Annotated in this window: 21 protein-coding genes and 4 tRNA genes; 9 read left to right on the forward strand and 16 right to left on the reverse strand. The window is 69.7% G+C overall.

Annotated elements, in window-relative coordinates; all coding sequences use genetic code 11:
- Nucleotides 1-21: 21 nt before the first annotated feature.
- From ruvB to ACWIDW_RS02555, 4 genes are all read right to left on the reverse strand, one after another.
- Nucleotides 22-1,053, reverse strand: coding sequence for a Holliday junction branch migration DNA helicase RuvB (ruvB, locus tag ACWIDW_RS02540; protein ID WP_454122703.1), 1,032 nt, complete (start codon nucleotides 1,051-1,053; stop codon nucleotides 22-24).
- Complete coding sequence (ruvA, locus tag ACWIDW_RS02545) at nucleotides 1,046-1,654, reverse strand: Holliday junction branch migration protein RuvA (RefSeq protein ID WP_454122705.1); 609 nt, start codon at nucleotides 1,652-1,654, stop codon at nucleotides 1,046-1,048. The genes ruvB and ruvA overlap by 8 nt, the downstream gene beginning before the upstream one ends.
- Before the next feature lie 9 nt (nucleotides 1,655-1,663).
- Nucleotides 1,664-2,278 carry a crossover junction endodeoxyribonuclease RuvC gene (ruvC, locus tag ACWIDW_RS02550; protein ID WP_454122707.1) on the reverse strand — a complete coding sequence of 205 codons (615 nt, stop codon included), beginning with the start codon at nucleotides 2,276-2,278 and terminating at the stop codon, nucleotides 1,664-1,666.
- 164 nt (nucleotides 2,279-2,442) lie between these two features.
- Entirely contained in the window at nucleotides 2,443-3,207 is a 765-nt protein-coding gene (locus ACWIDW_RS02555) for a YebC/PmpR family DNA-binding transcriptional regulator (RefSeq protein ID WP_454122709.1), read from the reverse strand.
- Nucleotides 3,208-3,330: 123 nt separating this feature from the next.
- On the opposite strand from ACWIDW_RS02555, the gene ACWIDW_RS02560 reads away from it, so the two are divergent.
- Entirely contained in the window at nucleotides 3,331-4,716 is a 1,386-nt protein-coding gene (locus ACWIDW_RS02560; RefSeq protein WP_454122711.1) for a pyridoxal phosphate-dependent decarboxylase family protein, read from the forward strand.
- 5 nt (nucleotides 4,717-4,721) lie between these two features.
- Here the strand turns inward: ACWIDW_RS02560 and pdxT are convergent, their stop codons facing one another.
- Complete coding sequence (gene pdxT / locus ACWIDW_RS02565; protein ID WP_454123242.1) at nucleotides 4,722-5,309, reverse strand: pyridoxal 5'-phosphate synthase glutaminase subunit PdxT; 588 nt, start codon at nucleotides 5,307-5,309, stop codon at nucleotides 4,722-4,724.
- Between the two features lie 2 nt (nucleotides 5,310-5,311).
- Nucleotides 5,312-6,214 carry a pyridoxal 5'-phosphate synthase lyase subunit PdxS gene (gene pdxS, locus ACWIDW_RS02570; protein ID WP_454122713.1) on the reverse strand — a complete coding sequence of 301 codons (903 nt, stop codon included), beginning with the start codon at nucleotides 6,212-6,214 and terminating at the stop codon, nucleotides 5,312-5,314.
- A gap of 67 nt (nucleotides 6,215-6,281) precedes the next feature.
- Between pdxS and ACWIDW_RS02575 the strand changes: the two genes are divergently transcribed.
- On the forward strand, nucleotides 6,282-7,592 hold the full coding sequence (locus ACWIDW_RS02575; protein WP_454122715.1) for an aminotransferase class I/II-fold pyridoxal phosphate-dependent enzyme: 1,311 nt from the start codon (nucleotides 6,282-6,284) through the stop codon (nucleotides 7,590-7,592).
- 4 nt (nucleotides 7,593-7,596) lie between these two features.
- Entirely contained in the window at nucleotides 7,597-8,448 is an 852-nt protein-coding gene (gene pdxY, locus ACWIDW_RS02580) for a pyridoxal kinase PdxY (RefSeq protein WP_454122717.1), read from the forward strand.
- Between the two features lie 101 nt (nucleotides 8,449-8,549).
- Here pdxY and ACWIDW_RS02585 read toward each other — a convergent pair whose 3' ends face one another.
- The 3 genes from ACWIDW_RS02585 to ACWIDW_RS02595 form a co-directional block, all read right to left on the reverse strand.
- Nucleotides 8,550-9,113, reverse strand: a complete 564-nt coding sequence (locus ACWIDW_RS02585) for an HIT family protein (protein ID WP_454122719.1) — start codon at nucleotides 9,111-9,113, stop codon at nucleotides 8,550-8,552.
- Nucleotides 9,110-11,071 carry a threonine--tRNA ligase gene (gene thrS, locus ACWIDW_RS02590; RefSeq protein ID WP_454123244.1) on the reverse strand — a complete coding sequence of 654 codons (1,962 nt, stop codon included), beginning with the start codon at nucleotides 11,069-11,071 and terminating at the stop codon, nucleotides 9,110-9,112. Before thrS ends, ACWIDW_RS02585 begins: the two co-directional genes overlap by 4 nt.
- A gap of 351 nt (nucleotides 11,072-11,422) precedes the next feature.
- Nucleotides 11,423-11,590, reverse strand: coding sequence for a hypothetical protein (locus tag ACWIDW_RS02595; protein WP_177243763.1), 168 nt, complete (start codon nucleotides 11,588-11,590; stop codon nucleotides 11,423-11,425).
- Between the two features lie 146 nt (nucleotides 11,591-11,736).
- On the opposite strand from ACWIDW_RS02595, the gene ACWIDW_RS02600 reads away from it, so the two are divergent.
- Nucleotides 11,737-13,074: a cryptochrome/photolyase family protein gene (locus ACWIDW_RS02600; RefSeq protein WP_454122720.1), complete on the forward strand. Its 1,338-nt coding sequence runs from the start codon at nucleotides 11,737-11,739 to the stop codon at nucleotides 13,072-13,074.
- A 20-nt stretch (nucleotides 13,075-13,094) separates the two neighbouring features.
- Here ACWIDW_RS02600 and ACWIDW_RS02605 read toward each other — a convergent pair whose 3' ends face one another.
- The 4 genes from ACWIDW_RS02605 to ACWIDW_RS02620 form a co-directional block, all read right to left on the reverse strand.
- Nucleotides 13,095-13,373, reverse strand: coding sequence for a hypothetical protein (locus ACWIDW_RS02605; protein WP_454122721.1), 279 nt, complete (start codon nucleotides 13,371-13,373; stop codon nucleotides 13,095-13,097).
- Between the two features lie 133 nt (nucleotides 13,374-13,506).
- Nucleotides 13,507-13,578: transfer RNA gene (locus ACWIDW_RS02610), tRNA-Val, on the reverse strand.
- A gap of 25 nt (nucleotides 13,579-13,603) precedes the next feature.
- A tRNA-Cys gene (locus ACWIDW_RS02615) sits at nucleotides 13,604-13,674 on the reverse strand.
- Nucleotides 13,675-13,730: 56 nt separating this feature from the next.
- Nucleotides 13,731-13,803 (reverse strand) — tRNA-Gly (locus tag ACWIDW_RS02620).
- Nucleotides 13,804-14,007: 204 nt separating this feature from the next.
- Between ACWIDW_RS02620 and ACWIDW_RS02625 the strand changes: the two genes are divergently transcribed.
- The 4 genes from ACWIDW_RS02625 (at nucleotide 14,008) to ACWIDW_RS02640 (ending at nucleotide 17,704) form a co-directional block, all read left to right on the forward strand.
- Nucleotides 14,008-14,083 (forward strand) — tRNA-Val (locus tag ACWIDW_RS02625).
- Between the two features lie 135 nt (nucleotides 14,084-14,218).
- A complete protein-coding gene (locus ACWIDW_RS02630) occupies nucleotides 14,219-15,544 on the forward strand; it encodes a cytochrome P450 (RefSeq protein WP_454122723.1) in 1,326 nt (441 codons plus the stop codon).
- Nucleotides 15,541-16,761, forward strand: coding sequence for a zinc-dependent alcohol dehydrogenase (locus tag ACWIDW_RS02635; protein ID WP_454122725.1), 1,221 nt, complete (start codon nucleotides 15,541-15,543; stop codon nucleotides 16,759-16,761). Before ACWIDW_RS02630 ends, ACWIDW_RS02635 begins: the two co-directional genes overlap by 4 nt.
- Before the next feature lie 49 nt (nucleotides 16,762-16,810).
- Nucleotides 16,811-17,704 (forward strand): TIGR01777 family oxidoreductase, encoded by an 894-nt coding sequence (locus ACWIDW_RS02640; protein ID WP_454122726.1) that lies wholly within the window; start codon nucleotides 16,811-16,813, stop codon nucleotides 17,702-17,704.
- A gap of 44 nt (nucleotides 17,705-17,748) precedes the next feature.
- Here ACWIDW_RS02640 and ACWIDW_RS02645 read toward each other — a convergent pair whose 3' ends face one another.
- The 3 genes from ACWIDW_RS02645 to zapE form a co-directional block, all read right to left on the reverse strand.
- A complete protein-coding gene (locus ACWIDW_RS02645; RefSeq protein WP_454122727.1) occupies nucleotides 17,749-18,327 on the reverse strand; it encodes a type II toxin-antitoxin system PemK/MazF family toxin in 579 nt (192 codons plus the stop codon).
- A 20-nt stretch (nucleotides 18,328-18,347) separates the two neighbouring features.
- A complete protein-coding gene (locus ACWIDW_RS02650; RefSeq protein ID WP_454122729.1) occupies nucleotides 18,348-19,583 on the reverse strand; it encodes an ammonium transporter in 1,236 nt (411 codons plus the stop codon).
- Nucleotides 19,584-19,709: 126 nt separating this feature from the next.
- Nucleotides 19,710-20,750: a cell division protein ZapE gene (gene zapE / locus ACWIDW_RS02655; RefSeq protein WP_454122731.1), complete on the reverse strand. Its 1,041-nt coding sequence runs from the start codon at nucleotides 20,748-20,750 to the stop codon at nucleotides 19,710-19,712.
- Nucleotides 20,751-20,876: 126 nt separating this feature from the next.
- On the opposite strand from zapE, the gene ACWIDW_RS02660 reads away from it, so the two are divergent.
- Nucleotides 20,877-21,773, forward strand: a complete 897-nt coding sequence (locus tag ACWIDW_RS02660) for a sulfurtransferase (RefSeq protein ID WP_454122733.1) — start codon at nucleotides 20,877-20,879, stop codon at nucleotides 21,771-21,773.
- Nucleotides 21,774-21,788 lie beyond the last annotated feature (15 nt).

Genomic DNA, 21,788 nt, shown 5'->3' on the forward strand with positions numbered 1-21,788 from the left:
GGTTCAGGGAAGCTTCAGCGATTATAGGTCATCGAACAATGCCACGCCGTCGGGGTGACTGATGCCGAGATGCCGGTACGCCTCCGGCATCGCGATCCGCCCACGCGGCGTGCGTCCGAGGAATCCGATGCGCACGAGGTACGGCTCGACGACGCTTTCGACGGTCTCGGCCTCTTCGCCGACCGCGACGGCGAGCGTGCTGAGCCCCACCGGCCCGCCGCGGAACCGCAGCACGAGCGCCTCGAGCACGGCGCGATCGAGCCGGTCGAGGCCGATGGCGTCGACGTCGTACAGCTCGAGCGCGGCCCGCACGTCGGAGATCGACGCCGCGGCGCCGCCGCCGTGCACCAGGGCGTAGTCGCGCACGCGGCGCAGCAGCCGGTTCGCGATGCGCGGAGTGCCGCGCGAGCGTCGTGCGATCTCGCTGAGCGCGTCATCGGGCAGCCGCACGCCGAGCACGTTCGCCGAGCGCGCGATCACCCGTTCGAGATCGTCGTCGTCGTAGAACTCGAGGTGGCCGGTGAATCCGAAGCGGTCGCGCAGCGGGTTGGGCAGCAGACCCGAGCGGGTCGTCGCGCCGACCATCGTGAAGGGAGCGAGGTCGAGCGGGATGCTCGTGGCGCCGGCCCCCTTGCCGACCATGATGTCGATGCGGAAGTCCTCCATCGCGAGGTACAGCATCTCTTCGGCGGAGCGCGCCATGCGGTGGATCTCGTCGATGAACAGCACTTCGCCCGGCGTGAGGCTCGACAGCAGTGCGGCGAGGTCGCCGGCGTGCTGGATGGCGGGGCCGCTCGACAGCCGCAGCGGCCGGCCGCTCTCGTGCGCGACGATCATCGCGAGGGTGGTCTTGCCGAGCCCGGGCGGGCCCGCGAGCAGGATGTGGTCGGCCGGACGCTCCTGGATGCGCGCGGCTTCGAGCAGCAGCTGCAGCTGACCGCGCACCTTGGGCTGCCCGACGAACTCGTCGAGGCTCGTCGGCCGCAGCGCGCCCTCGATCGCAAGCTCCGTCTCGTCGAGCGCCTCGCCCGCGTCGCGTGAGGTGTCAGCCACGCTTGGCACCCGGTCCCATCCCGGCGAGCGTGCGGCGCAGCAGCGCCGGAACCGACTCGCGCTCGGCGTCGGTGGCATCCTCCGCCGACTGCGCGGCGGCCTCGGCTGCGATCTTCTCCGACCAGCCCAGGCCGACCAGCGCGGCGGCGACCTGATCGACGGTGGCGGTGGCGGGTGCACCGGCAGGGGCGGATGCCACGCGCGGCGTCACCTTGCCGGCCAGCTGCACGACGATGAGCTTGGCGGTCTTCGGGCCGATGCCGGAGACGCGCCGGAACGGAGCGTCGTCTTCGGCGGTGACGGCTTCGGCGATCTGGTCGACGGTGAGGTGCGAGAGCACGCCCAGCGCCGACTTCGGCCCGACGCCGGTGACGCTGAGCAGCTGCCCGAAGATCTCGAGCTCGTCGCGGTCGCTGAAGCCGAACAGGGTCAAAGCGTCTTCTCGCACGATCAGGCTGGTGTGCAGCCGCAGCTGGTCGCCGATCACCGCGGTGTGCGCCACATCTGCGGGGACGAAGACCGAGAATCCGACGCCGCCGGTCTCGATGACGACGTGGGTCGAGTCGGCGTGCAGCACCGTGCCGCGCAGAGACGAGATCATGTGCCCAGCCTACCGAGCAGGTCGTACATCCGTTCGACCGACACGGGCGCGCAGCGTTCGCGAAGGGCCGCGCGCGCCGCGCTCGGCGTCGGCCCACGCCTGCTGAGCCGGAGTGAGGGTCGCGCCGACCGCCGCTGCGGCCGGGCCGCCACGCCACGCGTGGCACAGGGCGATCGCGAGGGCGTCGGCGGCATCGGCGGGCTGCGGCGGGGCATCTAGTCGCAGGATCCGCGCGATCATCGACTGCACCTGACGCTTGTCGGCCGAGCCGTACCCGGTGACGGCCGCCTTCACCTCGCTGGGAGTGTGGGTCGCGGCGGGCAGGCCCGCCTCCGCGGCGATGAGCAGCGCGACGCCGGATGCCTGGGCCGTGGCCATCACGGTCTGGACGTTGTGCTGGGCGAAGACCCGCTCGACCGCCACCGCGGCGGGCCGGTGCTCGTCGATCGCCGCGCGGATGCCGGCCGCCACCGCCGCCAGCCGCGTCGACAGGTCGGCATCGACCGGGGTGCGCACGACGCCGACGTGCACGAGCGACGCCCGGCGCGAACGGTCGACGTCGACGATCCCGATGCCGCAGCGGGTGAGGCCGGGGTCGATGCCGAGGACGCGCAGAGAGCTCACTCCACCAGGCTAGGAGCATGGGAAAGGCCCCGGGCGCAGGCGCGCCCGGGGCCTCAGATCATGGGTTCCTGACCTCAGCCTGGCTCCTGAACTCTCATCCTGGGTTCCTGAGCCTCATCCTGGGTGCCTGAGCCCCACCCTGGGGTCGTGAGCCCGCCGAAGGACTACTCCTCGTCGTCGTTCTCGAGCTCGGCCTGCACCTCGGGTGTCAGGTCGAAGTTCGCGAACACGTTCTGCACGTCGTCGCTGTCCTCCAGCGCGTCGATCAGGCGGAACACCTTGCGGGCCGTGTCGGCATCGATCTCGACCTTGAGGTTCGGCACGAACTCGACGTCGGCCGAGTCGTAGTCGATGCCCGCCTCCTGTAGCCCGGTGCGCACGGCCACCAGGTCGGTCGCCTCGGCGATCACCTGGAAGCCCTCGGCGTGCGGCTCGACCTCTTCCGCGCCGGCCTCGAGGGCGGCCATCATCACGTCGTCCTCGGTGGTGCCCTCTCCGCCGACGACGATGACGCCCTTGCGGGTGAAGTTGTAGGCGACCGACCCGGGATCCGCGAGCGAGCCGCCGTTGCGGGTCAGGGCGGTGCGCACCTCGGCGGCGGCGCGGTTCTTGTTGTCGGTCAGACACTCGATCATCAGGGCGACGCCGTTGGGGCCGTATCCCTCGTACATGATCGAGGTGTACTCGACGGCTTCCCCGCCGATGCCCGCCCCGCGCTTGACCGCGCGGTCGATGTTGTCCTTCGGGACCGACATCTTCTTCGCCTTGAGCACCGCGTCGAACAGCGTCGGGTTGCCGGCCTGGTCGGGTCCGCCGAGCTTCGCGGCGACCTCGATGTTCTTGATGAGCTTCGCCCACGACTTGGCACGGCGCGAGTCGATGATCGCCTTCTTGTGCTTGGTCGTGGCCCACTTGGAATGCCCGGACATGTCTCTCCGCTCGTCGTCTGCGCCCGGAGTCGCCTCCAGGGCGACGTCCATTCTATCGAACGGCCGCGCATACGCTCCGAGATGCTCTTGTCGCGCGCCCCGCCCGGTGCGAGGATTTGCGCCATGGACGCGCGGGAACGTGCTCTCAGCGCAGCGCATCGACTCGCGACGGAGTTTCTGCGCACGCTCGGTGAGCGCCCGGTCTGGCCTCGTGCCGATCTGGCGGAGATGCTCGGCACATTCGGCGGTGCGCTGCCCGAGCACGGCGCGGATCCGGCATCCGTGATCAAGGCGATGGCACGGCTCGCCGATCCCGGTCTGGTCGCGATACCGGGCGGGAGGTTCTTCGGTTTCGTGATCGGCGGAACCCATCCGGCTGCACTCGCCGCGGACTGGCTGGTGTCGGCGTGGGATCAGAACTCGGGTTCGTCGAGGCTGACGCCGGCGACCGTCGCGATGGAGCGTGCCGCAGGAGAGTGGATGCTGGGGCTGCTCGGCCTGCCGGAGGGCGCGAGCGTAGGTTTCGTCACCGGCGGACAGGTCGCCAACTTCACGTGCCTGAATGCCGCCCGCACCGCCGTGCTCGCCCGGGCAGGATGGGATCTCCCGACGCGGGGAATGAGGTCTTCCCCTCCCCTGCGGGTCGTGGTGGGCGCGGATCGTCACGGATCCATCGATCGGGCGCTGCGTTTTCTCGGCTTCGGCACCGACGAGATCACCATCGTCGGCGCCGACGACCAGGGACGCATGCGCGTGGAGGCGCTCGAGACAGCGCTCGCCGACGGAGAGGGTCCGCTGATCGTGTGCCTGCAGGCCGGCGAGGTGCACACCGGCGCGTTCGATGACTTCCAGGCGCTCATCCCGGTGGCGAAGCGGCACGGCGCGTGGGTGCATGTCGATGGCGCGTTCGGGCTGTGGGCGGCGGCATCTCCGTCACTGCGGCACCTGACAGCCGGGATGGCGCAGGCGGATTCCTGGGCGACCGATGCGCACAAGACGCTCAACGTGCCGTACGACTGCGGCATGGCGATCGTGCGCGATCCGGCCGACTCGATCGCCGCGTTCCGCACCGGCGGCGACTACCTGATCTATTCGGGGCTGGATCCCTGGGATGTCACCCCTGAGCTCTCCCGTCGCGCGCGCGGGGTCCCTGCGTGGGCGGTGCTGCGCAGTCTCGGCCGCTCGGGCGTGGCGGAGCTGGTCGACCGGCTGCACACCAACGCCGTCGCGATGGCCGTGGGGCTCGCGGACATCCCCGGCGTGGAGGTGCTCAACGACGTCGTCTACACGCAGGTCATGTTCCGGTTGGAGTCGGATGCCGCCACTCGCGCGCTCGGCGAGGCGATCCTCGCGGACGGGACAGCGGCCGTGACCGGTGCTGAGTGGCGCGGTCGAACAGCCCTGCGCTGCTCGATGTCGTCCTGGGCGACGACGTCCGCTGATATCGCGCGCACCGTCGACGCCTTCCGGCCTCTGATCGCCGGGGTGCAGGCGCACAGCCGGGGCTGACCGGCTCAGCGCCGCGCGGCGACGCGCTGCAGGAAGCGCTCGTGAAACCTCGGCTCGCCGGAGATCTCCGGATGGAAGCTGATGCCGAGCAGGTTTCCCTGCTCGACGGCGACGACGGTGCCGTCGTCGAGCGACGCCAGCACCGTGGCATCCGGACCCACCGTCTCGACCACCGGACCGCGGATGAATGCGGCGTGCACGGGCTCGCCGCCGAGGGCCGGCACGAGAACGGGACCCTCGAACGAGTCGACCTGCCGGCCGAAGGCGTTGCGGCGCACGGTGACGTCGAGACCGCCGAAGGTCTGCTGCCCCTCGATCGCGTCGACGAGGCGGTCGGCGAGCATGATCAGTCCCGCGCAGGTGCCGAACATCGGCATCCCGTCGCGGATCGCCGCGCGGATCGGCTCGGCGAGGGCGAACATGCGGGTGAGCTTGTCGATCACGCTCGATTCGCCGCCGGGGATGACGAGACCCTCGACGGCGGCGAACTCCTCCGGTCGGCGCACGCGCACGACCTCCGCGCCGAGGTGCTCGAGCAGGGTGACGTGCTCGCGCACGTCCCCCTGCAGCGCGAGCACCCCGACGCGTGGCATCGTCACCAGCCGCGCTCGGCGAGGCGGTGCGGCGCAGGCAGGTCGGACACGTTGATGCCGACCATCGCCTCGCCGAGGCCCCGCGACGCCTCGGCGATCACCTTCGGGTCGTCGTAGAACGCGGTGGCCTTGACGATCGCCTTCGCGCGGGCGACGGGGTCACCCGACTTGAAGATGCCCGACCCGACGAACACGCCGTCGGCGCCGAGCTGCATCATCATCGCGGCATCAGACGGGGTGGCGACGCCACCAGCGACGAAGAGCACGACGGGCAGCTTTCCCGTCTCGGCGATCTCGGCCACCAGCTCGTAGGGCGCCTGCAGCTCCTTCGCGGCGACGTACAGCTCGTCCTTCGACAGGGCGCCGAGGGCGGCGATCTCCCCGCGGATCTTGCGGATGTGCTTCATCGCCTCGGAGACGTCGCCGGTGCCCGCCTCGCCCTTCGAGCGGATCATCGCCGCACCCTCGGTGATGCGGCGCAGCGCCTCGCCCAGGTGGGTCGCACCGCACACGAACGGCACGGTGAAGGGCCACTTGTCGATGTGGTTCACGTAGTCGGCCGGCGAGAGCACCTCGGACTCGTCGATGTAGTCGACGCCGAGCTCCTGCAGCACCTGCGCCTCGACGAAGTGGCCGATACGGGCCTTCGCCATGACGGGGATCGAGACGGCGTCGATGATGCTGTCGATCATGTCGGGGTCGCTCATGCGCGACACGCCACCCTGGGCGCGGATGTCGGCGGGCACGCGCTCGAGGGCCATGACGGCGACGGCACCGGCGTCTTCGGCGATCTTCGCCTGCTCGGCGGTGACGACATCCATGATGACGCCGCCCTTCAGCATCTCGGCGAGACCGCGCTTCACACGCTGCGATCCGGTGGTGGGGTTGTTGTCGGTGGATGCCATGATCACTCCTCGTTGTGACAATCCGCTCTTTGGCCTATGCCAAACGATAGCACCATACAATCGGGGAATGGACGCCATGATCACCGGGACCTCCGCCGCCGAGATCGCCGACAGCGTGCGGGGGCTGCGCGAGCGCGGAGCGCTGCGGCCCGGCGATCCGCTGCCCCCGGTGCGCGAGCTCGCGACGACGCTGGGGGTGAACCGGAACACGGCCGTGGCCGCATACCGCCAGCTCGCGCAGGCGGGTCTCGTCGTCTCGCGAGGACGCGCGGGAACGGTGATCGCCGGGGGTGCGCCCGTCGCGCAGGAGGGCGTCGCCGACACGGTGCTGCGCGACGTGGCATCCGGAAACCCCGACCCCGCACTGATCCCCGATCCGACGCCCGCGCTGGGGCGGATCGTCGGGCGGCCCGTGCTGTACGGCGAGCCGGTGATCGACGCCGAGCTCGAGCATTGGACGCGGGAATGGATGCTCGCCGACCTCCCCCGCGACGATCTGCACGTCGTCGTCACCAGCGGCGCCGTGGATGCCGTCGAGCGGCTGCTCGCGCAGGCGCTCATGCGCGACGACGCCGTTGCGCTGGAGGATCCGTGCTTCCTCTCCAGCATCCACACCGTGCGTCTCGGCGGCTACCGTGCCGTGCCGGTCGCGGTCGACGAGGAGGGCATGACGGTCGACGGACTGCGTGCCGCACTCGATGCGGGAGTGCGTGCCGTGATCAGCACCCCTCGAGCGCAGAACCCCACTGGCGTGAGCCTCTCCCCCGGGCGTGCCGCAGCGCTGCGCGAGGTGCTCGCCGATCACCCCTACGTGCTCATCATCGAAGACGATCACTTCTCCCTGCTCTCGCCGCACCCGTACGCCTCGCTGATCTCCGCGACGCACCGCCGGTACGCGCTGATCCGCTCGGTGTCGAAGTTCCTGGGCCCCGACATGTGCCTGGCGCTGGCGGGCACCGACCCCACCACCGCCGAGCGTCTGGCGATGCGGCTCAGCCCGGGCACGACATGGGTGAGCCACCTGCTGCAGCGGCTCACGCACGCCCAGCTCACCGATGCCCACGCGCGTGCGCAGATCTCGCGAGCGGCCGCCCACTACGCCGCGCGCAACCTGGCGTTCACCGGGGCGCTGACAGCCCGAGGCATCACGACCGTGTCGAACGACGGCCTCAGCCTGTGGGTTCGGCTCGACACGACCGCCCGCGTCGCCGCCGAGCGGCTGATGCGACGCGGCTGGCTCGCCCGCCCCGGCGACGAGTTCCTGCTCGACGAGACCGCGGGTCCGTCGCAACATCTGCGCCTCACCGTGCACGACCTGACGGATGCCGAGGCTGCCCGCCTCGTCGACGATCTGGCCGCCGCCACAGTGAGAGGATGACAGGATGAAGATCCTCTCGATCCAGTCGGCCGTCGCACACGGACACGTCGGAAACTCGGCCGCCGTCTTCCCGCTGCAGCGCCTCGGCATCGACGTGCTGCCGGTGTACACGGTGAACTTCTCGAACCACACCGGCTACGGCGCGTGGCGCGGACCGATGATCGATCCGTCCGATGTGCGCGAGGTCGTCACCGGCATCGAGGAGCGCGGAGTCTTCGGTCAGATCGACGCGGTGCTCAGCGGCTACCAGGGCGGCGAGGGCATCGCCGACGTCATCATCGACGCCGTCGCGCGCGTGAAGGCCGCCAATCCGGATGCCGTGTACGCCTGCGACCCCGTGATGGGAAACGCGAAGTCCGGATGCTTCGTCGCCCCCGCGATCCCCGTGCTCCTGCGTGACAAGGTCGTGCCGGTCGCCGACATCATCACCCCGAACCAGTTCGAGCTGGGCTTCCTCACCGGCACCGAGCCGGCTGACCTCGACTCCACGCTCGCCTCGGTCGACGCCGCGATGGCGATGGGGCCGTCGACGGTGCTCGTGACCTCGGTCGAGCGCCCCGACCGCGAGGAGGGCACGATCGAGATGCTCGCCGCCGATGCCACGGGTGCCTGGCTGGTCGCGACCCCGCATCTGCCGCTGAAGGCGAACGGATCCGGAGATGTGACCGCGGCGCTGTTCACCGCGCACCTCACGTCGACGGGCGACATCAGGGTCGCACTCGAGCGCACGTTGTCGAGCGTGTTCGACCTGCTGCAGAACACCCTTGACGCGGGCGACCGCGAACTGCGTCTCGTCGAGTCGCAGGAGGCCTACGCGAACCCGCGCATGCAGTTCACCGCACGCCGCGTGCGCTGACCCTCCACGCTTAATGGGTCCCTGAGCCTGCCGAAGGGCCCTGAACCCCCCCCCCCCCCCCACGCTGGGCCCCTGAGCCTGCCGAAGGGCCCTGAGCCCCCTCAGCCCTCCTGGGCCCCTGAGCCTGCCGAAGGGCCGGGCCACGCATTCGCGACCGCCTCGCGGATCTCGTCGAGCAGCTGCGGCAGCGCCTTGGTCTTCGCGATGATCGGGAAGAAGTTGGAGTCGGTCGCCCACCGCGGCACGATGTGCTGGTGCAGGTGCGCGGCGACGCCGGCCCCGGCGACCTCGCCCTGGTTCATGCCCAGGTTGAAGCCGTCGCACCGCGAGACCTCGCGCAGCACGCGCATGCCGGTCTGCGTGAGCGCGCCGATCTCGGCGACCTCCTCCGGCGTCGCCTGATCGTACGTGCCGATGTGGCGGTACGGGCACACGAGCAGGTGCCCCGAGTTGTACGGGAACAGGTTGAGCACGACGAACGCGGTCTCGCCGCGCGCGACGATCAGGCGCTCCTCGTCCGGATGCTTCGGAGCCTCGCAGAACGGACACTGATCGCGCAGGGGCTGCGGTCCCGCCTGGATGTACGCCATCCGGTGCGGGGTCCACAGCCGCTGGAACTCGTCGGGCACTCCGGCCAGACGAGTTCCGTCCTCGAGCTCAGTCAAGCCAGGTCCTCCGAGGTCATGACGCGCGCGTGGTCGGCGATCGCCGTGCGGATGCGGGACACGGCATCCGCGACGGGCACGCCGTTCTCCTGCGACCCGTCGCGGAAGCGGAACGAGACCGTGCCGGCGGCACGATCCTGCTCTCCGGCGATGAGGATCACCGGAACCTTCGCCGTGGTGTGGTTGCGGATCTTCTTCTGCATCCGGTCGTCCGAGTGGTCGACATCGGCACGCACACCGGCCTCCCGCAGCTGACCGACCACGCCGTCGAGGTACTCCGCGTACTGATCCGCGACCGGCACGCCCATCACCTGAACAGGCGCCAGCCACAGCGGGAAGTCTCCGGCGTAGTGCTCCAGCAGGATCGCGAAGAACCGCTCGACCGATCCGAGCAGCGCGCGGTGGATCATCACCGGACGGTGCTTCTGCCCGTCAGGGCCGGTGTACTCGAGCTCGAACCGCTCGGGCTGGTTGAAGTCGAGCTGGATGGTCGACATCTGCCAGGTGCGGCCGATCGCGTCGCGCGCCTGCACCGAGATCTTCGGCCCGTAGAACGCCGCGCCGCCCGGATCGGCGACCAGTTCGAGGCCGGATTCGAGAGCGACTTCGCGCAGAGTGTCGATCGCGGTGGTCCACTGCTCGGGCTCGCCGAGGAACTTGTCGTTGCCCTCTTCGTTGGTCGACAACTCGAGGTAGAAGTCGTTCAGACCGTAGTCGCGCAGCAGCGTGAGCACGAGGTTCAGGTTCGTCGCGAGTTCGTCGCGCACCTGATCCTGCGTGACGTAGATGTGCGCGTCGTCTTGCGTGAGTCCGCGCACGCGGGTGAGACCCGAGAGCGTGCCGCTCTTCTCGTAGCGGTACACGGTGCCGAACTCCGCCATCCGCAGCGGCAGCTCGCGATAACTGCGTCCGCGCGCCCGGAAGATGAGGTTGTGGAACGGGCAGTTCATCGGCTTCAGGTAGTAGTCCTGGCCCTGGCGGGTGATGTTGCCCTCGTCGTCGCGCGCCTCGTCGAGGTGCATCGGGGGGAACATGCCCTCGGAGTAGGTCTGCAGGTGACCGGAGGTCATGAACAGATCCTTCTTGGTGATGTGCGGGCTGTTCACCACCTCGTAGCCGTTGCGCAGCAGGTGCCGGCGGAGGTTCTCCTCGATCTCGTAGCGGATGATCCCGCCCTTGGGATGGAACACCGCCAGCCCCGAGCCGATCTCGTCGGGAAAGGAGAACAGGTCCATCTCGACGCCGAGCTTGCGGTGGTCGCGGCGCTCAGCCTCGGCCAGCCGCTCCTGATAGGCGCGCAACTCGTCCTTCGTCGGCCACGCGGTGCCGTAGATGCGCTGCAGCTGCGGGTTCTTCTCGCTGCCGCGCCAGTAGGCGGCCGCGACGCGAGTGAGGTCCCAGCCGTTGCCGATCATGCGCGTGCTGGGCACGTGCGGACCGCGGCAGAGGTCCTTCCAGGCGACCTCGCCGTCCTTGGTGACGTTGTCGTAGATCGTCAGCTCACCGGTGCCGATCTCGGCCGAAGCCCCCTCGGCGATCTCCTGGGCCCCTGAGCCTTCTTGGGCCCCTGAGCCTGTCGAAGGGCCCTTGAGGTCGATCAGCTCGAGCTTGAACGGCTCGTTCGCCAGCTCCGCGCGCGCCTCGTCCTCCGTGACGACGCGGCGGGTGAAGCGCTGACCCTCGCGGATGATGCGCTGCATCTCCTTCGAGATGGCCTTGAGATCCTCCGGCGTGAAAGGGGTGTCGACGCCGAAGTCGTAGTAGAAGCCGTCGGTGATGGGCGGGCCGATCCCGAGATTCGCCTGCGGACGGATGCGCTGCACCGCCTGCGCCAGCACGTGCGCCGTCGAGTGACGCAGAATGGCGAGTCCCTCGGGACTGTCGATGCTGATCGGCTCGACGATGTCGCGGTCGGTCACGATCGCGGCAAGGTCTTTGGGCTCGCCGTTCACCCGCATGGCGATGACGGAACGATCGGTGAACAGGGCGAAGCCGTCGCGCTTGTCGGCGCTGGGCTGGGCGATGTCTGACACGGGTTTCTCCAGATAGACGATGGAACAGACGACTCAGCTGCAGGCGCGAACGCGCCCTGCCCGCTCAGGCGCCCGTAGTTCGCGCGCCGACACCGGTGACAGAGGTCACGAGAGCGGTCGACGCGGATTCCATGCCCCGAAGTCTACGCCGCCGGATACCGGCATCCCGCATCCGCCCTGCGGACACGGGAAAGCCCCGGTGTGCGAGCGCCTGCTCTGCGCACCGGGGCCGGGCGCCGATCGTTTACCCGTTGAGGATCGACGCGGGGTCGGAGGTCACACGCTCGTGTTACGACCCGAGACCGCCCTGATGAGCCACGCGATGACAGCGAGCGCAAGAAGGACCAGTCCGACCCACAGCAGGAAGTTCAGGGACTGTACCAGTCCACCCGTGATTGCCAGGATGATCGCGATCACCGCGATGATGATGAGAAGAGGGTTCATGACCGCTCCTTTCTATTCTGAAGCTCACGCGAGCTTCGATACGACGACACTACGGCGGGGCGGTGCCGTGGCCGTAGGGGGTTGACTCGGCGACTCGAACCGTGCGACCGATGCCATCCGTCCGCGGCGTCTGGAATGCTGTGCGCATGACCTCCCCCACGATCGTGTGGTTCCGCGACGACCTGCGCCTGGCAGACAACCCCGCGCTGCGAGCGGCGATCGACCGCGACGAGCCGATCATCGCGGTGTACGTGCTCGACGAGGAATCCCCCGGATTCCGGATGCTCGGGGGCGCCGCCCGCTGGTGGCTGCACCACTCGCTCGCCTCACTGCGCGATCGGGTGATCGAGCGCGGCGGAGCGTTCGTGCTGCGCCGCGGCCCTGCGGCACCGGTGATCGCCGGGCTGGTCGCGCAGACCGACGCCGGGGCGGTGTTCTGGAACCGCCGCTACGGCGGTCCGCAGCGCGACGTCGACACGCGGATCAAGACGGATCTGCGCGAACGCGGCATCGAGGTGGGCTCGTTCGCCGCATCCCTGCTCTTCGAGCCGTGGACCGCGCGCACCGGAAGCGGAACGCACTTCTCGGTGTTCACGCCGTTCTGGCGCGCCTGCCTGGCCCTTCCCACACCACGCGCTCCCCTGCCGGAGCCGCGGGAGATGGACGGACCGGCCCGCATCCCGGCATCCGACGATCTCGATGACTGGTCGCTGCTGCCGACCGCACCCGACTGGGCGGGCGGGCTGCGCGAGAGGTGGGAGCCGGGCGAGCCGGCCGCGCGTGCACGGCTGCGGGAGTTCCTCCGCGACGACCTCGCGCACTACGACACCACCCGCGACGAGCCGGCGGCCGGCATCACCTCGCTGCTGTCGCCGCGGCTGCGGTGGGGCGAGCTGAGCCCGTTCACCGTCTGGCACGCGGCGACCGAGCATGAGGGCGCGGGACGTTTCCTCTCCGAGATCGGCTGGCGGGAGTTCGCCTGGCACACGCTGTTCCACTTCCCCCACCTCGCCACCCGCAACCTACGCGCCGAGTTCGACGCGTTCCCCTGGCCCCGCCTCAAGCCGACGCATCTGGCCGCGTGGCAGCGCGGGGGGACGGGCATCCCCCTGGTGGATGCCGGGATGCGCGAGCTCTGGCATACCGGGTTCATGCACAACCGGGTGCGCATGGTGACCGCGTCGTTCCTCATCAAGAACCTGCTCATCGACTGGCGCCGCGGCGAGGAGTGGTTCTGGGACACGTTGGTCGACGCCGACGACGCCTCCAACCCGTTCAACTGGCAGTGGGTCGCCGGCTCCGGCGCCGACGCCGCCCCCTACTTCCGCGTCTTCAACCCGGAGCTGCAGGCCAAGAAGTTCGATCGCGACGGTCTGTATGTCAGCCAGTGGGCTCGGGATGCCCCGGCCGAGCCGATCGTCGACCTCGGCGAGACGCGCAAGGCGGCGCTCGCCGCGTACGACCAGATGCGCCGGTCGCGCTGAGCCGCGCGCTGTCGAGGATGCTAGAGCAGATCGGCCGGCAGATCGTCGAATCCGCCGGTCTGCACGGGGTCGAGCACCTCGAGACGGTGTGGCAGCATCGCGATGCGCACGCGACTGTGCGGTGACAGCAGAACCGAGACTTCCGCTCCTTCCGCGGTGCGGAAGTCGACGAACCTGCTGTTCGCCGCGGCGTGCTCTATGCGGCTCTTGAGCTCGCCGATGTCTTGATCGCGCCCCAGGGGGATGCTGTCGTCGTCGTCGATCACGATGATCGCGTGCTGCGTCTGCCCTGTGGTCATGCCAGCGACCGTAATCACCTTGTCTGACATGGAAGAGGGGGTTGCGCTCGCACGGTCGACCCGCAAGACGCGCGACGCTCGGTCGGCCTCGGAAACGAGAAAACCCCCGGACTGGTCCGGGGGTTTCTGTCTGTGCGCGATACTGGGATCGAACCAGTGACCTCTTCCGTGTCAGGGAAGCGCGCTACCGCTGCGCCAATCGCGCCTAGAAGGCTGTTCAGTTGTCAGAGAGGTGGCGACGGGATTCGAACCCGTGTAAACGGCTTTGCAGGCCGGTGCCTAGCCTCTCGGCCACGCCACCGCGAGGTGGATTCGAACCCACATGCTGAAACCCCCTGAAGGGGGCTCCTGCACTCGAGCGGATGACGAGACTCGAACTCGCGACCCTCACCTTGGCAAGGTGATGCGCTACCAACTGCGCTACATCCGCATATTCTGTTGTCGTTTCCGGCGTCCCGGGCACTTGAAATACATTAGCCCAGGATCGGCGCATCGCCAAACCGCTCCGCGTCGCCGGGCGTGTCCGCCCGTGCAGCCCGAGACGCCACGCCCGGCCCGTCGCGCGGTGTCGGGGCGGGTGCGCGGATCGGGTATGCTTTCTGACTGTGCCACCGTGCACGACACAACTCCACAAGGGCGATTGGCGCAGTTGGTAGCGCGCTTCCTTCACACGGAAGAGGTCGTCGGTTCGAGTCCGGCATCGCCCACCACCTGAAGCCCCGTCAGAGACCTGACGGGGCTTCGTCGTTCGCCTCCCGGGGGATCGACCGGCATGGCTCGTAGCACAAACGCCGGCGGAACGCGCCCCCGTTCACACATCCGCATGCGGTGATCAGGCTGGCAGCATGCTTGATCGGATCTCAGACGACGCTCCCCTTCTGCTCGTGCACGGCTACGACCTCAGCGCCCGCATCTGGTCACGCGTGAGAGATGGCGCGCGCGCCGCGCCCATGCGGCTGCTCGGGCACCGGGCGATGTTCGTGCGCGGCGGCGAGGGCGTGAACCTGTTCTACGACGAGAGCCGCGTCGCCCGTCACGGCGCCATGCCGCGCTTCGTGCAGGAGACCCTGTTCGGGCACGGCTCGGTGCACAGCCTCGACGGCGCGGATCACCGTCATCGCAAGGCCACCTTCGTCGATATCGCCTACGAAGACGAGCAGGTGGAACGCCTGAAGCCCGCGCTCGAGCGCGAGTGGCAGCGCGAGCTCGACGAGTGGATCGCCGGCGGCGACCGCACCGCGTACGACGCCGCGGTCGGGGCCTTCGGTCGCGCCGGGATGCAGTGGGCCGGCCTTCCCGGCTCCGACGACGCGCGCACGAGGTGGGCGTCCCGGCTCGCCCAGATCGTCGACGGCTTCGGCCGCCCGCTCTCCCCCGCCTTCGCGGCCGCCCTGTTCAACCGCGTGTGGTCGGATCGACGTGCCGCCCGGCTGATCCACGACGTGCGCGCGGGCCGGCTCCTGCCGCCGGCGGGCACGGCGCTGCACGAGTGGGCCTGGCACCGCGGGCCGGACGGACGGCTGCTCCCCGAGCACCTGGCGGGTGTCGAGCTGCAGAACAGCATCCGTCCCCTCATCGCCGTCGCCCGCTTCGTCGCCTACGCGGCCAAGCGGCTGCTCGAGAACCCCGATTGGCGCCTGCGCATCCACGCCGAGACAGCACGCAGCGGACAGCTCGTCGGCGGGCCGCTCGCGGTGGCGTTCGCGCAGGAGATCCGCCGCACCTCTGAGTTCGTGCCGATGCTGCCCGCGCGCGCGATCACCGACATCGACTTCGACGGTCAGCAGGTTCCGGCCGGCGGGCGGGTCGTCATCGACATCCTGGGCACCGATCTCGACGACGCCTCCTGGGACGATGCCGGCGAGTTCCGGCCGGAGCGGTTCACTCACAGGCCCGACTACGAAGCGATCCCCGCGTTCATCCCGCACGGCGGCGCCGATGTCGCCACCGGCCACCGCTGCCCCGGTGAGAAGCTCGCGATCGCCGGCCTCTCCGCCGCCATCGCCGTTCTCAGCGACCCGCGGGTGCAGATCTCGCCCCAAGGCCTCGACGTCGACCGGCGTCGGCTGCCCACCATGCCCGCCTCGGGCGGCTGCGTGCACGCCGCAGCCGCCCAGCAGGACTCAACCGCACATCAGCACGAGAACGACGAGCAGAGGAGCAGCTCATGAAGGCACTGACCTGGCACGGCAAGCGCGATGTCCGCATCGAGCAGGTGCCCGACCCGAGCATCCTCGAGCCGACCGACGCCATCATCCGCGTCACCTCCACCGCCATCTGCGGCTCGGATCTGCACCTGTACGAGCTGCTCGGACCGTTCATCGACCGGGGCGACATACTCGGCCACGAGACGATGGGCGAGGTCGTCGAGGTCGGCTCCGCGATCGTGAACCTGTCGCCGGGTGACCGCGTGGTCATCCCGTTCAACATCTCGTGCGGCGTCTGCTGGTACTGCCGGCGCGGGCTGCAGTCGCAGTGCGAGACCACCCAGGTGCGCGAGTACGGCAGCGGCGCCGCGCTGTTCGGATACACGAAGCTATACGGGCAGGTTCCCGGCGGGCAGGCGGAGTATCTGCGCGTCCCGCTGGCGGACTACAACCACGTCAAGGTCGGCGGCGACCTGCCCGACGATCGCTACCTGTTCCTCAGCGACATCCTGCCCACCGCGTGGCAGGGGGTCGAGTACGCGCACGTCCCCGCCGACGGGACCGTCGTCGTGCTCGGGCTCGGGCCGGTCGGGCAGTTCGCCGCGCGCATCGCCCGCTTCCGCGGGCACCGCGTGCTGGCCGTCGACCCGGTTGCCGAGCGCCGCGCCATGGCTGCGCGTCATGACGTCGAGGTGTTCGACCTCGACGACGACACCGTCGGGCATCTCCGGGATCTCACCGCAGGCCGGGGCCCCGACTCGGTGATCGACGCGGTCGGACTCGAGGCGCACGGCAGCCCGGCGACATCACTGGTGCAGCAGGCTGTCGGGCTGCTGCCCGACCCGCTGTCGCGGCCGATGCTCGAGCACGCCGGCATCGACCGCCTCGCCGCACTGCACGCCGCCATTGACCTGGTCCGCCGGGGCGGCACGGTGTCGCTGAGCGGGGTGTACGCCGGCGACGCCGACATCCTGCCGATGAAGACGATGTTCGACAAGCAGATCGCGCTGCGCATGGGCCAGTGCAACGTCAAGCGCTGGACCGATGAGATCCTGCCCCTCGTGGAGGACGACGCCGATCCGCTGGGCGTGATGGATCTCGTCACACACCGCGCGCCCCTCGACGACGCGCCCGATCTCTACCGTGCGTTTCAGCGCAAGGAGGACGGCTGCATCAAGGTCGTGCTGAACCCCGATGCGACGCACCCGGCGCATGCGTCCGTCGTCGGCGGCACCCTATGATCGGGTTCACCGGCGCACGATCCCGGACGTACCCAGAACGGTGGCGCACATGACCGATTCACGCATCGTCATCTCCGGAGCGAGCGGCCTGATCGGCGGCGCACTCACGCGATCGCTCCGCTCGGACGGCATCCGCGTGGTGCACCTGGTGCGGCGCCCCGCCCGCAGCGGCGATGAGGTGGAGTGGCTCACCGGCCGCCCACTCGATCCCGACACACTGGCGGGCGCGGCGGCGGTCGTCAACCTCAACGGCGCCAGCATCGGCCGGCTGCCGTGGGGCGCGCGTTACCGCGACACGCTGCGAAAGTCGCGTATGGAACCGACCTCGGTGCTCGCCGATGCGCTGCTCGCCCTGAAGACCGACGCTCCGGCTCTGCTGTCGGCATCCGCCGTCGGCTATTACGGCGACCAGCCCGGCACGCGTCTCGACGAGACGGCCGCGCCCGGCGAGACCTTCCTCGCCGACCTCTGCGCGGAATGGGAGCGGGAGGCCATGCGTGCGGCGGCAGTCACGCGAGTCGCGCTGCTGCGCACCGCGCCGATCCTGCATCCGGATGCCGTGCTGAAGCCCATGATCGCGCTCACGCGCTTCGGGCTCGGCGGCCCACTCGGCTCCGGCCGGCAGGTGTGGCCGTGGATCTCCCTGGACGACGAGATCCGCGCGATCCGGCACGTGATCGACTCCGACATCCACGGCCCCGTGAACCTCACCGGGCCGCATCGCGCGACCGCAAGCGGGATCGGGCGCTCCCTGGCATCCCTCATGCGTCGGCCGTATCTCGTCCCCGCACCGGCGTGGGCGCTGCGCCTGGGCCTCGGTCGCGCAGCCGCCGACTCCCTGCTGCTGGCGGATGCCGACGCCGTACCCGACGCGCTCACCCGCACCGGGTTCGAGTTCCGGCATCCGACCGCCCCCGAGGCGCTCGCCGCCGCGCTGGGGTGATCCGACGGAAGCCGCGGGCGGGGGTGTCAGGGACTCACCCGCGGTCAGGCGCGTGCCCACCCGTAGCGGCCGATGAGGGCGTGCGCCACGCGGCCGTAGCGACCGGCGTCGAGGACGGCGGCCTCCCGACGCATCCCGTCGTCGTGCACGCTGTACAGCTGCTCGATGTCGACCCACGATTCGCGCCCCCGCGAATCCCAGCCGCCCGAGCCGATCGAGATGAAGTCGCGATCGCGATCATGTCGGGTGCTCGTCATCCGCACCGCGTACACCCGGTCGGCGCTCTGCCGGCCGATCACGAGCACAGGGCGGTCTTTTCCTCGTCCGTCGTCCTCCTCGTACGGCACCCAGGTCCAGATGATCTCCCCGGAGTCGGGCAGGCCGTTTCGCGACGGCGAGTAGCCGACGCTCACGTCGCGGACACGGTCGGGATCGATCCGGACGGTCTCGGATCCGGGCATCCGTCCCGCATCGGCGGTCGTGTGCTGCCCGCCGCCGGCACCGTCGCGGCGGAGCGTGGCACGCGGGCGGGGGCGGGTCTGGTGCCCGCCCCCGCCGCTGCGTGACAGCGCCCTGCCGAGGATGTCGACGATGACCGAGAGGAACCTGCTGCTCGAGCTCACCCGCTCACCCTAGCCGCCGGTCATCGCGCGAGCGCGTAGCCCGCCTCGCCGTGCACCGCGAGGTCGACGCCGGCGACCTCGTCGTCCTGCGTGACGCGGAACCCGATGGTCTTCTCGATGACGAACCCGATCGTGTACGCGATGACGAACGAGTACAGCATCACTCCCCCGGCGGCGATCGCCTGCACGGCCAGCAGTCGCGCATCGCCCCCCGTGAACAGGCCCTGTCCGGTCGCGAAGAAGCCGAGGTAGAGCGTGCCCAGCAGGCCGCCGACCAGGTGCAGACCGACGACGTCCAGCGAGTCGTCGAAGCCGAGACGGAACTTCAGCTCGACGGCCAGCGCGCAGCATGCACCCGCGAGAGCCCCCAGCAGCAGCGCCCAGCCCGGGGTGAGATCGGCGCACGACGGCGTGATCGCGACGAGGCCGGCGACCAGGCCCGACACCGCGCCGACCGAGGTCGGCTTGCCGACCCGCAGCTTCTCGACGAGCACCCAGCCGAGGATGCCGGCGGCAGCGGCCCCGAGCGTGTTGATCGCGATCAGGCCGACGCCGCCCATGTCGTCCGAGAGCCATTCGGCTCCCGCGTTGAAGCCGAACCAGCCGAACCACAGCAGCGCCGCGCCGAGCAGCGTCAGCGGCACGTTGTGCGGCTTGCTCAGCTCACGCCCGAACCCGATCCGCTTGCCGAGCACGAGCGCCAAGGCGAGGGCTGCGGCGCCCGCGTTGATGTGCACCGCCGTGCCGCCGGCGTAGTCGATCACGGCGACACCGCTGTCCTGACCGAACAAGATGGTGCCCAGGTGCATGATCCACCCGCCGCCCCACACCCAGGCCGCGATCGGGAAGTACCCGATCGTGCCGAAGACACCCACGAAGATCAGCCACGGTCCGAACCGTGCGCGATCCGCGATCGCCCCCGAGATGAGCGCGACGGTGATGATCGCGAACGTCGCGCCGTAGGCGACGCCGAGCAGGGCGACGTTGGCATCCGGTGCCGAGGCGGCCGCTGCCAGCCCGAGATCCGCGAACGGATCCCCGGCGAAGTGCGACGGCGACGACACGGTGCTCATCGAGTACCCGTACAGCACCCAGAGCACCGCGATCAGGCCGATCGCGCCGAAGCTCATCATCATCATGCTGACGACGCTCTTCGCCCGCACGAGGCCGCCGTAGAAGAACGCCACCCCCGGCGTCATCAGCAGCACGAGCGCGGTCGCGGTAATCACCCACGAGACGTTGCCTGTGGCATCCATGTCGAAACCTCCTCCGTAGAACGAACGAGGTCAGTCTGCGCGGGCGATGTTTCCGGCGACGGCGCGCTGTGTTGCCGGGGTGTTACACCCCGGCGGGGGATGTGACGATCGTGTTACCCGACGTCGTCAGGCGGCGGAGTGGGTCAGCGCGTTCAGACGCGAGATCGCGCGCAGGTACTTCTTGCGGTAGCCGCCGGCGAGCATCTCGTCGGCGAAGACCTGATCCAGCGGCACGCCCGTGGCGACGATCGGCAGCTGCTCGTCGTACACCCGGTCGACGAACGCGACGAAGCGCAGCGCCTCGGACTGGTCGGTCAGCGTGCGCACGTCGCGCAGCCCGACCAGTGAGAGCCCGTCGATCAGGCGGATGTAGCGAGACGGATGCACCTGCGCCAGGTGCCGGATGAGCGCGGCGAACTCGTCGTCGGATGCGGCGCCGGACGCCGAGGCGGTCTCGATGACCTGCGTGTAGCGCTCGTCGTCGGAGACGACCGCGCTGCCGTCGAGTGCGCGCTGCCGGTAGTCGACGCCGTCGATGCGCAGCGTCTCGAAGCTCTCGGACATCGCGTGGATCTCGCGCAGGAAGTCCTGGGCGGCGAAGCGGCCCTCGCCCAGCGCATTGGGCGGGGTGTTCGAGGTCGCCGCCAGCTTCGTGCCCGACGCCACGAGCTCGCCCAGCAGCCGCGTCATCACCATGGTGTCGCCGGGATCGTCGAGTTCGAACTCGTCGATGCACAGCAGGTCGGCGCCGCGCAGCAGATCGACCGTGTTCTTGTACCCGAGCGCACCGACGAGGGCCGTGTATTCGATGAACGAGCCGAAGTACTTCCGGCGGGCGGGCAGAGCGTGGTAGACGGATGCCAGCAGGTGAGTCTTCCCGACGCCGAACCCGCCGTCGAGATACACGCCGGGCTTCATCGGCGTCTCCTTCGGCGCCCGGCGGAATAGGCCCACCTTCTTCGTCGGCGCGTCCGCCTTGCCGGCGAAGCGCTGCAGCAGCTGCTTGGTCGCCTCCTGCGACGGGTAGCGGTCGTCCGCGCGGTAGCTGTCGAAGGTCGCCTCGTCGAACTGGGGAGGAGGGACGAGGCTCGCCAGCATCTCGGTTCCGGTCACGACGGGCGTGCGCTCGGTGAGGTGCACGACGCCCGTGCTGATCTGCTGGGTCATCACGTTCCTGAGGTCATAGTCTTACGATCCGGATGCGGGTGCGCGCCAGGGGATCTATCGTCATAGGGGACGGCTCAACTTTACGCCGTCGCATACCCACCCGAGTCCGACCCCTGAGGAGCATCCGTGGCCGTCGATCACGACACGTCATCGCCCAAGTTCGCCGAGTACGCCGCCCCCGGCCGCCTCGTGACGACAGAATGGCTCGCCGCCCGGCTCGGCACCCCCGGCCTGGTGGTCGTGGAATCCGACGAGGACGTGCTGCTCTACGAGACCGGGCACATCCCCGGTGCGGTGAAGATCGACTGGCACACCGAGCTGAACGACCCGGTCGTGCGCGACTACGTCGACGGCGAGGGCTTCGCCGAGCTGCTGAGCCGCAAGGGCATCGCGCGCGATGACACCGTGGTGATCTACGGCGACAAGAACAACTGGTGGGCCGCCTACGCGCTGTGGGTGTTCTCGCTGTTCGGCCACGAGGACGTGCGTCTGCTCGACGGCGGCCGCGACCTCTGGATCGCCGAGGGACGCGAGATCACCACCGACAAGACCGTGCGCCCGGCCACCGAGTACCCCGTCGTCGAGCGCGACGACTCGCAGCTGCGCGCTTACAAGGACGACGTGCTGGCGTTCATCGGCACGGGCCCGCTGATCGATGTGCGCTCGCCCGAGGAGTACAACGGCGAGCGGACCACGGCGCCCGCCTATCCGGAGGAGGGCAGCCTGCGCGCCGGTCACATCCCCACCGCGCAGAGCGTGCCGTGGGGGCGTGCGGTCGCCGAGGACGGCGGCTTCAAGCCCCGCGCCGAGCTCGAGGCGATCTACCGCGACGAGGCCGGCATCCAGGACGCCGACGACGTCATCGCCTACTGCCGCATCGGTGAGCGCTCCAGCCACACCTGGTTCGTGCTGAAGCACCTTCTCGGGATCGAGAAGGTCCGCAACTACGACGGCTCGTGGACGGAGTGGGGCAGCGCCGTGCGCGTGCCGATCGTCAGCGGCAGCGAGCCCGGCACGCTCTGAGCGTCCTGTCCCGCG

It is taken from the genome of Microbacterium sp. NPDC055312 (genome assembly GCF_053645675.1).

Excerpts from the sequence above, each read along its gene's own strand:
- ruvA (WP_454122705.1), bottom strand. The coding sequence starts at position 1,654 with ATGATCTCGTCTCTGCGCGGCACGGTGCTGCACGCCGACTCGACCCAC.
- ACWIDW_RS02555 (WP_454122709.1), bottom strand. The coding sequence starts at position 3,207 with ATGTCCGGGCATTCCAAGTGGGCCACGACCAAGCACAAGAAGGCGATC.
- ACWIDW_RS02560 (WP_454122711.1), top strand. The coding sequence starts at position 3,331 with ATGGACGCGCGGGAACGTGCTCTCAGCGCAGCGCATCGACTCGCGACG.
- pdxT (WP_454123242.1), bottom strand. The coding sequence starts at position 5,309 with ATGCCACGCGTCGGGGTGCTCGCGCTGCAGGGGGACGTGCGCGAGCAC.
- pdxS (WP_454122713.1), bottom strand. The coding sequence starts at position 6,214 with ATGGCATCCACCGACAACAACCCCACCACCGGATCGCAGCGTGTGAAG.
- ACWIDW_RS02575 (WP_454122715.1), top strand. The coding sequence starts at position 6,282 with ATGGACGCCATGATCACCGGGACCTCCGCCGCCGAGATCGCCGACAGC.
- pdxY (WP_454122717.1), top strand. The coding sequence starts at position 7,597 with ATGAAGATCCTCTCGATCCAGTCGGCCGTCGCACACGGACACGTCGGA.
- thrS (WP_454123244.1), bottom strand. The coding sequence starts at position 11,071 with ATGCGGGTGAACGGCGAGCCCAAAGACCTTGCCGCGATCGTGACCGAC.
- ACWIDW_RS02595 (WP_177243763.1), bottom strand. The coding sequence starts at position 11,590 with ATGAACCCTCTTCTCATCATCATCGCGGTGATCGCGATCATCCTGGCA.
- ACWIDW_RS02600 (WP_454122720.1), top strand. The coding sequence starts at position 11,737 with ATGACCTCCCCCACGATCGTGTGGTTCCGCGACGACCTGCGCCTGGCA.
- ACWIDW_RS02605 (WP_454122721.1), bottom strand. The coding sequence starts at position 13,373 with ATGACCACAGGGCAGACGCAGCACGCGATCATCGTGATCGACGACGAC.
- ACWIDW_RS02630 (WP_454122723.1), top strand. The coding sequence starts at position 14,219 with ATGCTTGATCGGATCTCAGACGACGCTCCCCTTCTGCTCGTGCACGGC.
- ACWIDW_RS02635 (WP_454122725.1), top strand. The coding sequence starts at position 15,541 with ATGAAGGCACTGACCTGGCACGGCAAGCGCGATGTCCGCATCGAGCAG.
- ACWIDW_RS02640 (WP_454122726.1), top strand. The coding sequence starts at position 16,811 with ATGACCGATTCACGCATCGTCATCTCCGGAGCGAGCGGCCTGATCGGC.
- ACWIDW_RS02650 (WP_454122729.1), bottom strand. The coding sequence starts at position 19,583 with ATGGATGCCACAGGCAACGTCTCGTGGGTGATTACCGCGACCGCGCTC.
- zapE (WP_454122731.1), bottom strand. The coding sequence starts at position 20,750 with ATGACCCAGCAGATCAGCACGGGCGTCGTGCACCTCACCGAGCGCACG.